The sequence below is a fragment of the Borreliella chilensis genome (assembly GCA_000808095.1).
GTDB lineage: Bacteria > Spirochaetota > Spirochaetia > Borreliales > Borreliaceae > Borreliella > Borreliella chilensis.
Map to the genome: position 1 here is coordinate 736,996 of CP009910.1, position 13,530 is coordinate 750,525.

Genomic DNA, 13,530 nt, shown 5'->3' on the forward strand with positions numbered 1-13,530 from the left:
ATGAAGGTAGCAGTTTTTCCAGGATCTTTTGATCCTATTACTTGGGGGCATATTGATTTGATTAAAAGATCATCGGCTATTTTTGACAAGGTTGTTGTTTTGGTAGCTAAAAACAAATCAAAAAAATATTTGCTAAGTGATGCAGATAGGTTTAGTCTTACAAGGGATGTTATTTTATCTTTAAATTTTTTAAATGTATTTGTAGATAAATACAGTGGATTTATTGTTGATTATGCATTAATTAATTCTATTAATTTTATTGTTAGGGGAATTAGAGCTTTTAATGATTTTGATATAGAGTTTGAGAGATACCTTGTTAATAATAAGCTAGATTTTAAAATTGATACTATATTTTTGCCAAGTAGTGCAGAATATTTGTACGTAAGGTCGGATTTTGTAAAAGAATTAATGACTAAAAAAGATGTTGATCTTTCTCATTTTGTTCCAGAATTGGTATCTAATAGATTGAAATCTAAGTTTATTGACAAATGACTTGGATAATATATATTATTAAGATAATTTAGTTTAAAAGCAGGAGAAAATAATGGCTGTTCCAAAATTTAAGCCTTCAAAATCTAGGAGTAGAACAAGGCGTAGTATAAATATGAGAAAGAAAATCCCGCAATTTCAAGAATGCTCTAATTGTGGTACTCTTGGAGTAAGGCACAGAATATGTTTAAAATGTGGATATTATAGGAATAACCAATATCTAGAAATAGGTTTATAGTTTGTAGCAAGGAAGGTATATTCATGGATCATGATGAAATTTTTAGTAAGGTTAGGTCTATTATATCTGAGCAACTTGATAAAAAAGAAGATGAGATTACTGTAGATTCTAGATTTGTTGAAGATCTTAGTGCAGATAGTCTTGATATTTATGAGCTTTTGTATTTACTTGAAGAGGCTTTTGATGATAAGATCCCAGAGAACGAAGCTAATGAATTTGAGACGGTAGGTGATGTTGTTAATTTTATTAAAAAGAGAAAAGGTTGATGAAAAAAAATTCTTCCGATTTTTGTTTTAGTAGCGAAAGAAAAGTTCAATTAATTGAATTTTTGGAAAATTTGAGCATTAATTTTAATGATTTTGATTTATTAAACACAGCATTGAGTCACTCATCGTACTCCAATGAATTGGATCAAAAATCTAGTAATAATGAGAGATTGGAATTTTTGGGAGATTCTGTGCTTAATTTGATTATCACAGATCATCTTTATAGAACTTACCCTAATAAAAGTGAAGGAGAGCTTAGCAAAGCTAGATCTTATATTGTTAGTGAAGATTCTCTGTCTAGTATTGCTAGAGAGATTGATCTTGGTTCCTATATTTTGCTTGGGAGAGGAGAAGAAAGTAATGACGGTCGCAATAAAAAAGGTATTCTTGCGGATGCTATTGAAGCTTTTGTAGGCGCTATTTATCTTGATAGTGGGTTTTCAATGGCAACAGACTTTGTGGTTGGGCTTTTTGACATGTATATAAGGCTCATGTTTAATAGGGGTGATTTTAAAGATTATAAGAGTTTATTACAAGAATATGTTCAAAAAAAATATAAAATCTCACCAAGCTATAAGCTAGATAAGGAAATAGGCCCAGATCATGACAAAGTTTTTTGTGTTGAACTTTATGTTGGCGAAAAGTTTATATCAAATGGAAAGGGTAAATCTAAAAAAGAGGCCGAAATGAGAGCAGCTGAAGTGGCTTTAAAAGCTATGGAAGACATTAATCTTTAAGGCTTTTGTTTTTTCTATAAGATAATGTTTATTATTAAGTTTGGGATTTTCAATTACATGGCTTAGGAGTATGTTTAAAATTTTCCCTATATTTTTATTTTCTATTTGTTTTAGATTTTGAATGTCTTGACCGTTTATTTTTAAGTCTTTTAAAGAGAGGGGATTTTCGAGTAATTTTTTTCTTTTTATGTTTTTTATTATAAATAAATATTTTTTCTTTTTTCCTTTTAGGGCTTTGTATATGTCAATTATTTCTTTATAATGTTCTCTTGTGCTTTTGCTAAGTAAATATCTAATCTCGCTTAATTTTCTGACATTAAAAATATTGTTATTATCAATTATGTTTCTATAAAATAAAATTAGCCCAATTTCTTTATTTGAAAATTTAAGTAAAGTTAATTTTTCTTTTAGTTCTTTTATAGGTTTTTTAATTGTCAATATAGTAATCGCTTTTAGATAAAACTTGTCTTTGCTCAACAAAACAGTTTTTTTGATTAATTTTGCTTTTATTTCCAGGTTGAAAAAATTCTTAAAAAAATCAACTTTTTTAAGATAATAAATTCCTTTTTGTATGTTTTTGCCTTCTAATAATTTATGAAATTCATTTTTTATTCTTTCTTTTGAAATAATTAAAATATTTTCTTTTTTGTATTTCATTGAAATTAGAGTATTTTTTTCAATGTTAAAATTTAGTGTGGATGAAAATCTTGCTGCTCTTAATATTCTAAGAGCGTCTTCTTCAAACCTTTTATTTGGGTTTCCTATGCATCGTATTATTTTTTTATTAAGATCTTTTTTCCCGTCATAGCAATCTATTATTTTAAAGTTAAAAATATCCATTGCAATTGCATTGATTGTAAAATCTCTTCTTTTAAGATCTTTGATTAAATTTTTAGTATATTCTACTTGTTTGGGTGCTCTTTTGTTTTCATATTCTTTTTCTATTCTGTATGTTGTGATTTCAAAGATTTTTTTATTAAAAATAATACTAATTGTGCCATGTTTTATTCCTGTTTTAATGTTATTTGGGAACAATTCTATTATTTCTTCTGGAGTTGCATTGGTTGCAAAATCAAAATCGCAAGGTTGTTTATTAAGTAGCAAGTCTCTTAAAGCTCCTCCAACTAAAAAAAATTCGTAGTTGTTTTTTTTAAATATTTTACCGATTTTAATTATGTTTTGACTATTCTTGCCTAGATTCATATAAAATTATATTATAGTGTAAACTAATTTTTTTCTAAAATTAGTTTACAATTTTAATTTATTTGAAGTATGTTATAAGTAGTGCTTTTATTTTTTAAAATGGTTTTATTGAGGTTTTATGAGGAGTAATAACAATAGTGTTTACAACGCTATAGGTCAGCTTTCAAAAGAGACTAAAAATAGGTTGATGAATGATATAAGAAAAAGCTTAGGTTTGAATTCTTCTGAGTTTGTTTTGCCTAATTGTAACAATGAACCTTATTCTGATTCCCAGCTTGAAAAATTTCTTTCAGGGCGCTTAATGGAAGAATCATTTTTTATGAAAATATGGTTAACTATTTTGAATTTTTTTCAGAAGGATAAAAGTAAAGAAGATATTTATAAAACATATGTCATAAAAAACCTAGAAAATCAAATTAATGAAATGTGCAAAAATCCAGTAATAGATTTTAAGAGAGAATGTTTGCATGTTGGTTTTGTAGAGATGTTTTTTAATGTTTGTCGCTATTCAATGGAATTGAAAGAATTTTTTAGAAAGCTAGAAAAAGGCAGTATTGTTGTTGAGCAAACTATTTTGGAGATTATTCAAAATAAAGTTCTTCATTCTAAGAAAAATTTGGAAGATTTTTTAGATGAAGGGGAATATGAGCTTTTTTTGAAAAAAGAAAAGACTCAAAACAATTTAGAAGAATCGCTTAAGTCCAAAATAAATGAATATATTAATTCTATTCCCTCTGATACTTACAGAACTATATCTGATACTTTTGAATTTTATTATGTTTTTAATAGCTTGGCTTTTTTCCCTTATAAATCCTTTTTTTCGTTTTTTAATGTAGATCTTTTAGATAATATTGAAAATGTTAATATTGTTGATCTTGAGATTGGTTTTGGAACTAGCTTTTCAAGTGTTAGCAAGTATTTGAATTATTTTTTTGATATTTTGTACACATTAAAAGATATTGAGATAGATGAAGATATTGTAAAAAGCATTATATCAAATTATTTTTTAATATCTGATGATATTAGCAATTCAGAAATAATTTCAAAGGAAGATCATTCTTCTAGAGTAGAATATGTATTGAAAAATGTTTTATCGATTGTTTCTAAGATTGTTGGTTTATCTAGAACTTTGCCTTATTTAGATATTTTTAGAGTGTATTGCAAAAATCCAGTTGCGTCTCCTAAAAGGTATGTACCTTTTTTTGATGTGAAAAGTTTTTATGAAAACATTTTATTTTTAAATGTTATGGGTCAGGCTATTAAAAGACGTGATAGTTCCTTAAAAATTCTTGTGATTAGGGAAATAAAAAGCCTTGTTAAAGACCCTAGTGCAATTTTAAATTTAAAGGGTGAGATTTTTAGCGAATTCAATCTTAGTCGCTATAGTTTTAAAAAATTGTATTTTCTTAATGATTTTTTTAAAAATATATATGATGTTAGAATGATGGAAGTTTTAAGAACCATAAATAATATAGTATTAATTAATAATCATGACTTGAGAAATATATATGTTGACATTGAAAATAATATTACTGTTTTGAAAAAAGAAATTTATAATATTTACTTTGAGATTGATTATAAAAATGAAGAATTTGAAAGACATAAAAGAGAGAGTAGGATTGATGATCCTTATAAGGAAAGGATTTTAAAGTGGTGTTTAAATGAATCGGTTTTTATTGATAAGGTTGCAAATAGATTTGTAGATTATTTTATTGAACTTAAAAAAAGATATTTGACCCTTTTAGAAAATCATAATGTTTTTATTCAAAAATCTTTAACAGTTTCTTACAAGTCAATGGTAAATGAAAATAAAAAAATTACATTAGCTGATGTTATTGGGAATCTTTTAGAAATCATTAGTCAAGCACTTTTTATAGTAAAAAATTTATAAATTTTATGGAAACTTTTAAAGTAAAAAATCTAAGGCGTTTTTCAAATTTTATTAGAATTTTAGTTATTGTATTATTTTTAAATTCTTTGTTGAGTTTATTTGTTTTTTTAGCCGGCTCTTACAATATTTTTGTTTACAATTTTCAGAGGTTTTATCTCGATCTTACTATTGTTTTGAGCTCTGTGTCTTTTGGGCTTGAATCTACTAGGTTGATATTTTTTTATTTATTGAGAAATAAAAAAATCAATTATTGTATAATTTTAATTTTTAGCTTTATTATTTTTTTTTGCGCTTTTGTTTTCAAAATTTTTCTTTCTGGCAACAAATAGATTACAGATAAATTGTATTAATTATTTGCAATTATTCTATTGACTAATGAGTTGTATTTTTATAAACTAACTATTAGTTTATTATTTGCCGACTTAGCTCAGCTGGCCAGAGCAGCGGTCTTGTAAACCGCAGGTCGTCGGTTCGACTCCGACAGTCGGCTTTTAGGGGCGGTACCGAAGTGGTTAACCGGGGCAGACTGTAAATCTGTTGGCTTTGCCTACGTGGGTTCGAATCCCACCCTCCCCATCTCGTGTAGTTATAAACGATTGTCTTTTCTATAATTTTTGATTGCGATTTTTTAAAGGTGTTGTATCGTTTTATTATGGTATTTGTACTTTTATCTATTTAAAAGAGTTCTTATTGATTGTAAAAAGATTATGTTAATTATTGATTAAAATTTTTAATTTATGCTTAAAGAGTAATTAGCAAATACTTTTGATTGGCTAGGAGATTCTTGTGCTTATGAAAGTTGGGAAAGTATTTATTTTTTTGTTCTTTTTAGGGTCCATTTTATCAATTTTTATATATTTTTTAAATTTATCTTCTTTAGCTGATGGTTTAGTTTATGAATTTGATGTTGAGAAAGGGTGGGGGGTTAAAAAAATAGCCAAAGAGTTGAAAAAACAAAAATTAATTAAATCTGAATTATTTCTTATTTTTATCTCGTATATTTTTGATAGTGACAAACAATTTAAAGAAGGAAGATATTTAATTAATAGAAGTCTTTCTACTTTTGAGATATATAAAGAACTTTTAAGAGGATCTTCTAATGTAAACATTGATGTTACAATTCCTGAAGGGTATACTAGTAGAAGAATTGCTTTTAAACTTAAGGATTTTTCTATTATTGATGACATTCAAGATTTTATTTTTTTGATCAACGAAAAATCATTTATTTCTGAGCTTGGATTTGATTATGATTCTCTTGAGGGGTTTTTATTCCCAGATACTTATAAATTTTATAAGGGCATAGAAATAAAAAATGTTGTTCGCATGTTTGTTGATAATTTTTTTAATAAGCTTAAATCCATAGGTGTAGTTTTTAGTGATTATTCTAGTAAAGATTTTTACAATAGAGTAATAATAGCATCTATTGTTGAGCGTGAGTATAGGGTTAAAAGTGAAGCTTCAATAATGTCTTCAGTTTTTTATAACAGAATAAGGTCTGATATGGCGTTACAATCTTGTGCTACTATTGAATATGTTATTACAGAAGAGTTAGGGCGAAGTCATCCTAAAAGAATTTATTTTTCAGATTTAGAGCTGGATTCTCCTTATAATACATATATTAACAAAGGGTATCCCCCTACTCCAATTTCAAATGCTGGTGTTGTTTCTCTGCAAGCAGCGTTTTTTCCAAGAAATACGCAGTATTTATTTTTTGTGGTAAAAGATCCTAAGTTGGGTACACATCAATTTTCATCAAATTATTCTTCACATCTTTTAGGAGCAAAAGATTATATTAAAAATTTTATTACTAAGGATTAAGAAGTATGGAGTATTTACAAACCGCAGCTTCAATGAAAGCTAAATTTGATATTGTGGTTGTTGTGGAGCAATACATTAAACTTGTTAAATCTGGATCTACTTATAAAGGTCTTTGTCCTTTTCATGCTGAGAAAACCCCTTCTTTTTCTGTAAATTCTTTGCAAGGATATTTTTATTGTTTTGGGTGTAAAAAGAGTGGAGATGTTATTAGATTTTTAATGGATATGGAAAAAATCAACTACAATGATGCTCTCAAGGCTTTATGTAAAAAATTTGGGGTTTACTACAATGATGTAAAAATAAATCGAGAGGGTGATAGGAAAAATGAAAATAAAGATATAGTTTCAAAAATTTATTCTTTGAATTCTAGATTAATCAATACTATTAAATTTTTTTTGAATAAAAACAAAAAAGTTTTAGATTACGTTTTAAAAAGTAGATCAATATCTAAGGAAGTTGTTGATTTGTTTGAGCTTGGTTATTTACCATTTAATGTTAAAGATGGTTTAGATCTTCATGATTTTCTAGTTTCAAAAGGATATTCTTTTGAAATATTGAGAAAAAGTGGTTTATTCTCAAAAACAAATCTCAAAGCTTCTATTTTATCTCAAAGATTGATTTTTCCAATTAAAGATTTTAAAGGAAATGTTGTTGGCTTTGGAGGTAGAGATTTAGACGGTAAAGGCTCTAAGTATATTAATTTAAGTGAAACTGAAGTTTTTAAGAAAAAAGAGCTTCTTTATGGATTTTATGAGGGATTTGATGACATTAAATCAACAAAGTCAGTTATTTTAGTAGAAGGTTATATTGATGTTCTTGCTTTTTTTACATCTGGGATTAGAAGGGCTGTGTCTACTCTTGGCACTTCTTTTTCAAAAGAACATCTTGCTTTGATTCAAAGATATGCTGATGAGATAATATTTGCTTTTGACAGTGATGATGCTGGGCTTTCTGCTACTTTAAAAGCTTATCAAATTTGTTTGCCATTTAACATTAATGTTAGCGTTGTTAAAATTGATTTAGGTAGTGATCCTGCAGATGTTCTTAAGAATGAGGGTTCCGGTTCTTTGCAGAAAATTTTAAATAATAGATGTGATGCTTTTGAATATCTTTTAGATATTTATTCTAATAAATATGATTTAAATAAAACTGTAGACTTGAATGCTATGATTAATTTATTTTTGAATTTGATAAATTTGTCAAAAGTAGATACTCAGAAAAAAATTTTTTTGGAAAAGTTAAGCAATAAGCTTGGAATTGGTGTTACAACTTTATTAAAAGATTACTATAGGATAAAAGAAAGGTTTGTAGTTGACAATAATAAAAGAAATTTGTATGCTCATAATGATGATTCTTACGAGAGGTATTTAATAGTAGCTTTGTTGAAAAATTTTAGTTATTTTGGTACAATAAGGCGCAATATTGTTGATAGCGATTTAATCGATATCAACGCTAGAAAAATTTTTATGTGCTTTGAGGATTTATCTGAAAATAATGAAGATTTTACATTGTTAGATTTAAAAAGAAGTTTAAAGGATAACTATAAAGTTAGTGAAGTTTTTTTTGAAGAAATGTTAAATTCTGAATTTGAAGTGGATGATGAGATGATCATTCACATTTTACTTGCAATCAAAAGAAGAAAATTGGATTCTCGTGTTTTGCTTTGTAAAAGAAGATGTGATGGGGATTTTTTGGTAAATGCTAAGATTCAAATAAACGAGTTAATGTTTTTAAACATGCAGAGAAAAAATTTAAAAGTCTATTTAGATGATGTCCCAGGGAGTTGAATTTTGCCGGATTTGGAAAAGAAATATTTGGAACTGATAGAAGGAATTATTGCTCATTTAGCGAATAGAAAATCTCTTAGTTTTAGTGAATTATCAAATTTACTTCCCGATGACATATTAGAACCAGAGACTCTTGATTGTATTTGTACAGTACTTGAGGATAGGGGAATAAGGTTGGTTAATAAAGCTCCAGAATTAGATGTGGTTGGCACCGAAGATGAGGGTAATGAAGAGGAAGAGATGGACATTGAATCTGGTAGAAATTTTATGATTCTAGATGATGGTTTCCAAAGTGACGCTGATATTGATATTGATGACAAGTTGGATGATTGTGATGAAGATATTATTTCTGTTAAAGACGATTTGGGTTCAGGGTATGTTAAAAACAATGTTTTTAAAGATACCCATTCAGAAGATCCAATAAAGCTTTATTTGAAAGAAATAGGGAAAGAGTTCTTATTGACAGGCAATCAAGAAGTTGAACTTGCAAAACAGATGGATTCTGGAGAGAGTATAATTGAAAATATTCTCAAAAATGACGGACTTGTTATAGAAAACTATTACAATCTTGTTAATGTTATTTATTCAAGAATGGAAAGGGAAGAGTTTTTTAAAAGAGAAAAGGATAAGGATAAAGAGAGTAATCCGGATTATTATAATAAAAAAAAAAGAATTGCTTCTTTTTACAAGATTCCTTTAAAGCCAATTCAAGATCGTTTAATAAGCTATGTAGATAATAAACATAGAGTATATGAGCTTGGGGGGGATATTTTTGAAAAAAATTTAAAAAGGGAAAGGTTAGCCTTAAAAGAGCTTTTACGAGACATTCCTTTATATCAAGATGAACTGAGGATTTTTTCAGATGATTATATTGATTCTGCTAACAAAATAAAAGATTTGCAAAGACAGCAAAGAATGATTCTGAGCAGGTTGAAAATAGAAAAAATAAGAGATCTTAGAGTGCTTGGGAGAGATTTAACTATTGCCGAGAAAAGAATAGAAATAGAAAAATCTCTTAAACTTAAAGAAGATACCATTAAGGAGCAGATCACAGAGGCTCAACTCGCTCAAAAAGAACTTGAGAGAATTGAAATGTATTATGAATATCCAATGGATAAGATAATAAGCATGTCAGAAGAGATTGCTAAAGGCAAGCAAATGATGCAGCATGCTAAGGATCAGTTGATTAAGGCAAATTTAAGGCTTGTTGTAAGCATTGCCAAGAAATATGCAAATAGAGGTCTTCATTTTTTTGACCTTGTTCAAGAAGGTAATATTGGATTAATTAAGGCTGTTGAAAAGTTTGAATATAAGCGGGGCTTTAAGTTTTCAACTTACGCTACTTGGTGGATTAGACAAGCTATAACAAGATCTATTTCTGACCAAGCTCGTACAATTAGAGTTCCTGTGCACATGATCGAACAAATAAATAGGCTTAATAGAGAAACTAGATATTTGATTCAAGTTTTAGGAAAGGATCCTACAGATGAAGAGCTCTCAGATAGACTTGGATGGGAGCTTAAAAAGGTTAAAACTGTAAAAAGTGTTTCAAGAGAGCCTGTTTCTCTTGAAACACCAATTGGAGAAGAAGAAGATTCTGTTCTTAGTGATTTTATTGAGGATAAGGCAATAAAAAATCCTGCAAATCATACATCTTTTGTAGTTTTGCAAGATCAAATAAGAGCAATTCTTGGGACTCTTCCTGAAAGAGAGCAGGAAGTTGTAAAAATGAGATTTGGCCTTGAAGATGGTTATTCTTTAACTCTTGAAGAGGTTGGACTTCATTTTAATGTTACAAGAGAAAGAATCAGACAAATTGAATCTAAGGCATTAAGGCGCCTTAAAAATCCCAAAAAAACTCAAAAATTAAAAGATTATCTTGAAGATTTAAATTGAATATGGAGGATTGATGGAGAGTAATATTGATACATTGAAAAAGCTTGAAGTTATATATAAGTCTAAGTTTGAGCTTGAAGAAAGGCAAAAAAGTATTCCTAAGTATTTGGAGATGAAAAAAATTCAGATTGAAGAGTTATCTAAAGTTTTAATTGATTTGCAACAAAAGTTTAAGGAATATCAAAAAGAAGACTCTGCTTTAAAGTTAGATATTCAAGACATTAATTCAAGAAAGAGCAAGGCAGAAGAAAAAATTGACAGCATTAAAACTCAAAGAGAATACGAAGCTCTTGAAAAAGAGCTTCAGGTTATTATTGACGATGAAGTTACAATTAGAAAAAAAATGACACATGTTAATGGACTTAAGACGAGAATAGAAAAGGAAATATTAGATGTTAGCGATAAGTACAGTAAAGAGGAAGAATGTTTTAAGTCTGAGAGTAATAGTTTTGAATTAGAGCTTTTAGAAATTAAAAAGAGACTTTTAGAAATAGAAAGTGAAGAGTTAAATTGTTCTTCTAAAATGAATGAAGATTTTTTATTTAAATTTCAAAGAATAATAAGGAATAAATCAAATGGAGTTGTTCCTTTGATCGACAATGTCTGCAAAGGTTGTCATATGATACTTCCTATTGAATTTGCAAATAAAGTAAGGCGCGAACCCAATGATATTAAATTTTGTCCTTATTGCAGTAGAATACTCTATTATCAGGATAAAATTCAAATGAGCGATGAAATAATTCCTGGTAGTTTGGCAGATCTTGTTGAATAAAATTTATTAATTTGATACTTTTTATTTAAGCTGACAGTCAGCCATCGCTTAGGTTTCTAATATTTTAAAACTTAAGAGGAAAGTCCGAGCTCCAATAAGAACATAATGCTAGGTAATACCTAGGGGTTTTAAACCTAAGAGAGTGTCACAGAAAATTACCGCCACAAAAGGTAAGGGTGAAAAGGTGAGGTAAGAGCTCACCGCTTATTTAGTAATAAATATAGGCAAGATAAACCTCATTAGGAGCAAGATCAAGTATGTAAGCTTCCTTTGTTCTTGAGGCATGCTTACGGGTAGATCGCATGATTTTTTTAGCGATAAAAAAACAAGAGAGATGATGGCATAGTACAGAACTCGGCTTATGGGTGTCAGCTTAATTTCATAAGCTTAAAAGAGAGTTTTAAATGGAAATGAGATATTTAAGATATGTTTTTTACTTACTTATGATTTTCATTTTTATTTTTTTAATTTATTATATTATATTTTATTTTAAATCTTTTTCTAATTCTTATTTAAAAGCAGGGCCAACAGAAGTTGATTTGCTTTTACTTTGGGATAAAAAAGAATATAAAGAAATAATAGATTATGCTGAGAATGATATTAAAAATAATAGATTTAATTTTAATTTAAATTTGCTTTTGGGATTTTCATATTTTTATTATTCTTTAATAATAAGTGAAGGATATTTAAAAGGAGAATTTTTAGATAAATCTATAGAAAGATTAAGATTTCTAATTTCTATAAATGATGGTGTCTCTATAGGCCCTTTATATTATATATTAGGGAAGGCATATTCTCATAAAGGAGAGTTTTATAGCGAACTTGCTGTAAAATTTTTGAAAAAGGCTTTGAGTTTTGATAATTTTGATTTTATGAACATTAAGGAAGATATTTTTGAATATTTGGGGTATTCGTATCAGCTTTTAAGAGATTACAAATCTAGCTTAAAGTTTTTTGAAAAAGCTTATAATGAGAATAGGTCTGATTTAGTACTTTGGAGTTTAGCTTATGTTAATTACAAATTGAATGATATAAACAAGAGCGTTGAGTATATAGAAAAAATAATAAAAGAAGATAACGGGAAATTGTTAAAGGGCGAGAAAACTGATGAAAATTTAATTCAAAAGGTGTATTTGCTTTACGGAGACATTCTCTTAGATAAGGGTGACTATGATAGTGCTTTTAATTACTATAATAAAGTTCTAGAAATTAATAGTTCAAATTCTAGCGTTTATGTTAAAATAGGAGATATATATAGGAGAAGAGATAAAGATTATCCTAAAGCTAGGAAATACTGGAGAGAAGCTCTCAATCTTAATCCTTATTTGGAATCAGCAAGAGAGAGGCTTGGAATTACTTTGGAAGACTTTTAGGGAGGTTGATTTGAATTTGTTTAAGTCTTTTTTGATAGATATTGGAATTGATCTTGGAACATGTAATACGTTAGTTTATATTAAAGATTATGGTGTGGTTATGAGTGAGCCTTCTGTTGTTGCAATAGATATTACTAAAGGCAATAGAGTTGTTGCTGTTGGTCGAAATGCTAAGAAAATGCTTTGGAAAACTCCAGAAAATATTAAGGCCGTGCGTCCACTTAGGGATGGAGTTATTGCTGATATTGAGAATACAGAGAAGATGATTAAATATTTTATTAATCAAATCTTTTCTCGTAAAAAATTGTTTTTTAAGCCAAGAATGGTAATAGGTGTTCCAACTTGCATTACAGAGGTTGAACGAAGAGCTGTAAAAGAGAGCGCAATGAATGCTGGTGCAAGAGAGGTTAAGGTAATAGAAGAATCTCTTGCTGCTGCTATTGGATCTGATATTCCTATTTTTGAGCCTACAGGTCACATGGTGTGTGACATTGGAGGTGGGACTACAGAAATATCGGTTATCTCTCTTGGTGGTATGGTTGTAAGTAGAGCTATTAGAACTGGTGGTGATGAATTTGATGAGAGTATAATAAAGTATATGAGAAATTCTCATAATATTATAATCGGTCAGCAGACAGCAGAAAAATTGAAAATTAAGATAGGCAATGTATATCCTGATGTTCAAAATTTGAGGGTAGAAAAAATAGATATTAAGGGTACAGATGCTGTTACTGGTCTTCCTAGGAAGCAACTTGTTGATTCTATGGAGGTAAGAGAGTCTCTGCAAGAACCCATTAATATTGTTGTGGATGAAGTTAAGCGTACTCTTGGGGCAACTCCCCCAGAGCTTGCTACAGACATTGTAGAGCGTGGCATTATTTTAACAGGGGGGGGAGCTCTTCTTAAGGGTTTAAATAGACTTCTTTCAAAAGAGACAGGAGTTCCTGTTTATGTTGCTGACAACCCTCTTCTTTCTGTGGCTGTTGGTGCTGGATTATTTTATGATTATGCCAATAGAATAGATATTAGTAAAAATATTTATAGTTTTATCAATGAATAA

13 protein-coding genes, 2 tRNA genes and 1 other RNA gene are annotated in these 13,530 nt (G+C 28.6%); 15 read left to right on the forward strand and 1 reads right to left on the reverse strand.

What is annotated here, in order from left to right; translation table 11 throughout:
• The 4 genes from OY14_03510 to OY14_03525 are packed head-to-tail and all read left to right on the forward strand — an operon-like array spanning nucleotide 1 to nucleotide 1,730.
• Nucleotides 1–492: a phosphopantetheine adenylyltransferase gene (locus OY14_03510; protein AJA90488.1), complete on the forward strand. Its 492-nt coding sequence runs from the start codon at nucleotides 1–3 to the stop codon at nucleotides 490–492.
• 52 nt (nucleotides 493–544) lie between these two features.
• Nucleotides 545–727, forward strand: coding sequence for a 50S ribosomal protein L32 (locus OY14_03515; GenBank protein AJA90489.1), 183 nt, complete (start codon nucleotides 545–547; stop codon nucleotides 725–727).
• A 23-nt stretch (nucleotides 728–750) separates the two neighbouring features.
• A complete protein-coding gene (locus OY14_03520; GenBank protein AJA90490.1) occupies nucleotides 751–993 on the forward strand; it encodes an acyl carrier protein in 243 nt (80 codons plus the stop codon).
• Nucleotides 993–1,730 carry a ribonuclease III gene (locus tag OY14_03525; GenBank protein AJA90491.1) on the forward strand — a complete coding sequence of 246 codons (738 nt, stop codon included), beginning with the start codon at nucleotides 993–995 and terminating at the stop codon, nucleotides 1,728–1,730. The genes OY14_03520 and OY14_03525 overlap by 1 nt, the downstream gene beginning before the upstream one ends.
• On the opposite strand, the gene OY14_03530 is transcribed toward OY14_03525, so the two are convergent.
• Nucleotides 1,701–2,933, reverse strand: coding sequence for a polynucleotide adenylyltransferase (locus OY14_03530; protein ID AJA90492.1), 1,233 nt, complete (start codon nucleotides 2,931–2,933; stop codon nucleotides 1,701–1,703). The two genes, OY14_03525 and OY14_03530, sit on opposite strands and share 30 nt — an antisense overlap.
• A 118-nt stretch (nucleotides 2,934–3,051) precedes the next feature.
• Between OY14_03530 and OY14_03535 the strand changes: the two genes are divergently transcribed.
• From OY14_03535 to OY14_03580, 11 genes are all read left to right on the forward strand, one after another.
• On the forward strand, nucleotides 3,052–4,824 hold the full coding sequence (locus OY14_03535) for a hypothetical protein (GenBank protein ID AJA90493.1): 1,773 nt from the start codon (nucleotides 3,052–3,054) through the stop codon (nucleotides 4,822–4,824).
• A gap of 5 nt (nucleotides 4,825–4,829) precedes the next feature.
• On the forward strand, nucleotides 4,830–5,153 hold the full coding sequence (locus OY14_03540; protein ID AJA90494.1) for a hypothetical protein: 324 nt from the start codon (nucleotides 4,830–4,832) through the stop codon (nucleotides 5,151–5,153).
• Between the two features lie 87 nt (nucleotides 5,154–5,240).
• A tRNA-Thr gene (locus OY14_03545) sits at nucleotides 5,241–5,314 on the forward strand.
• A gap of 4 nt (nucleotides 5,315–5,318) precedes the next feature.
• Nucleotides 5,319–5,400, forward strand: a tRNA-Tyr gene (locus tag OY14_03550).
• A gap of 210 nt (nucleotides 5,401–5,610) precedes the next feature.
• Nucleotides 5,611–6,642 carry an aminodeoxychorismate lyase gene (locus OY14_03555; GenBank protein AJA90495.1) on the forward strand — a complete coding sequence of 344 codons (1,032 nt, stop codon included), beginning with the start codon at nucleotides 5,611–5,613 and terminating at the stop codon, nucleotides 6,640–6,642.
• A 5-nt stretch (nucleotides 6,643–6,647) separates the two neighbouring features.
• Nucleotides 6,648–8,429, forward strand: coding sequence for a DNA primase (locus OY14_03560; GenBank protein ID AJA90496.1), 1,782 nt, complete (start codon nucleotides 6,648–6,650; stop codon nucleotides 8,427–8,429).
• Nucleotides 8,430–8,432: 3 nt separating this feature from the next.
• The gene (locus tag OY14_03565; protein ID AJA90497.1) at nucleotides 8,433–10,325 is read left to right on the forward strand and encodes an RNA polymerase sigma factor RpoD; all 1,893 of its coding nucleotides are present in this window, start codon (nucleotides 8,433–8,435) and stop codon (nucleotides 10,323–10,325) included.
• Between the two features lie 13 nt (nucleotides 10,326–10,338).
• Nucleotides 10,339–11,097 (forward strand): Zn-ribbon protein, encoded by a 759-nt coding sequence (locus tag OY14_03570; GenBank protein AJA90498.1) that lies wholly within the window; start codon nucleotides 10,339–10,341, stop codon nucleotides 11,095–11,097.
• A gap of 29 nt (nucleotides 11,098–11,126) precedes the next feature.
• Nucleotides 11,127–11,474: bacterial RNase P (locus OY14_04230), an RNA gene on the forward strand.
• A 27-nt stretch (nucleotides 11,475–11,501) separates the two neighbouring features.
• Nucleotides 11,502–12,470 carry a hypothetical protein gene (locus tag OY14_03575; protein ID AJA90499.1) on the forward strand — a complete coding sequence of 323 codons (969 nt, stop codon included), beginning with the start codon at nucleotides 11,502–11,504 and terminating at the stop codon, nucleotides 12,468–12,470.
• A gap of 10 nt (nucleotides 12,471–12,480) precedes the next feature.
• The gene (locus OY14_03580; protein AJA90655.1) at nucleotides 12,481–13,530 is read left to right on the forward strand and encodes a rod shape-determining protein MreB; all 1,050 of its coding nucleotides are present in this window, start codon (nucleotides 12,481–12,483) and stop codon (nucleotides 13,528–13,530) included.

What these genes read in the sequence shown, in the direction of transcription:
- OY14_03510 (AJA90488.1), top strand. Translation starts at nt 1, where the DNA reads ATGAAGGTAGCAGTTTTTCCAGGATCTTTTGATCCTATTACTTGGGGG.
- OY14_03515 (AJA90489.1), top strand. Translation starts at nt 545, where the DNA reads ATGGCTGTTCCAAAATTTAAGCCTTCAAAATCTAGGAGTAGAACAAGG.
- OY14_03520 (AJA90490.1), top strand. Translation starts at nt 751, where the DNA reads ATGGATCATGATGAAATTTTTAGTAAGGTTAGGTCTATTATATCTGAG.
- OY14_03525 (AJA90491.1), top strand. Translation starts at nt 993, where the DNA reads ATGAAAAAAAATTCTTCCGATTTTTGTTTTAGTAGCGAAAGAAAAGTT.
- OY14_03530 (AJA90492.1), bottom strand. Translation starts at nt 2,933, where the DNA reads ATGAATCTAGGCAAGAATAGTCAAAACATAATTAAAATCGGTAAAATA.
- OY14_03535 (AJA90493.1), top strand. Translation starts at nt 3,052, where the DNA reads ATGAGGAGTAATAACAATAGTGTTTACAACGCTATAGGTCAGCTTTCA.
- OY14_03540 (AJA90494.1), top strand. Translation starts at nt 4,830, where the DNA reads ATGGAAACTTTTAAAGTAAAAAATCTAAGGCGTTTTTCAAATTTTATT.
- OY14_03560 (AJA90496.1), top strand. Translation starts at nt 6,648, where the DNA reads ATGGAGTATTTACAAACCGCAGCTTCAATGAAAGCTAAATTTGATATT.
- OY14_03570 (AJA90498.1), top strand. Translation starts at nt 10,339, where the DNA reads ATGGAGAGTAATATTGATACATTGAAAAAGCTTGAAGTTATATATAAG.
- OY14_03575 (AJA90499.1), top strand. Translation starts at nt 11,502, where the DNA reads ATGGAAATGAGATATTTAAGATATGTTTTTTACTTACTTATGATTTTC.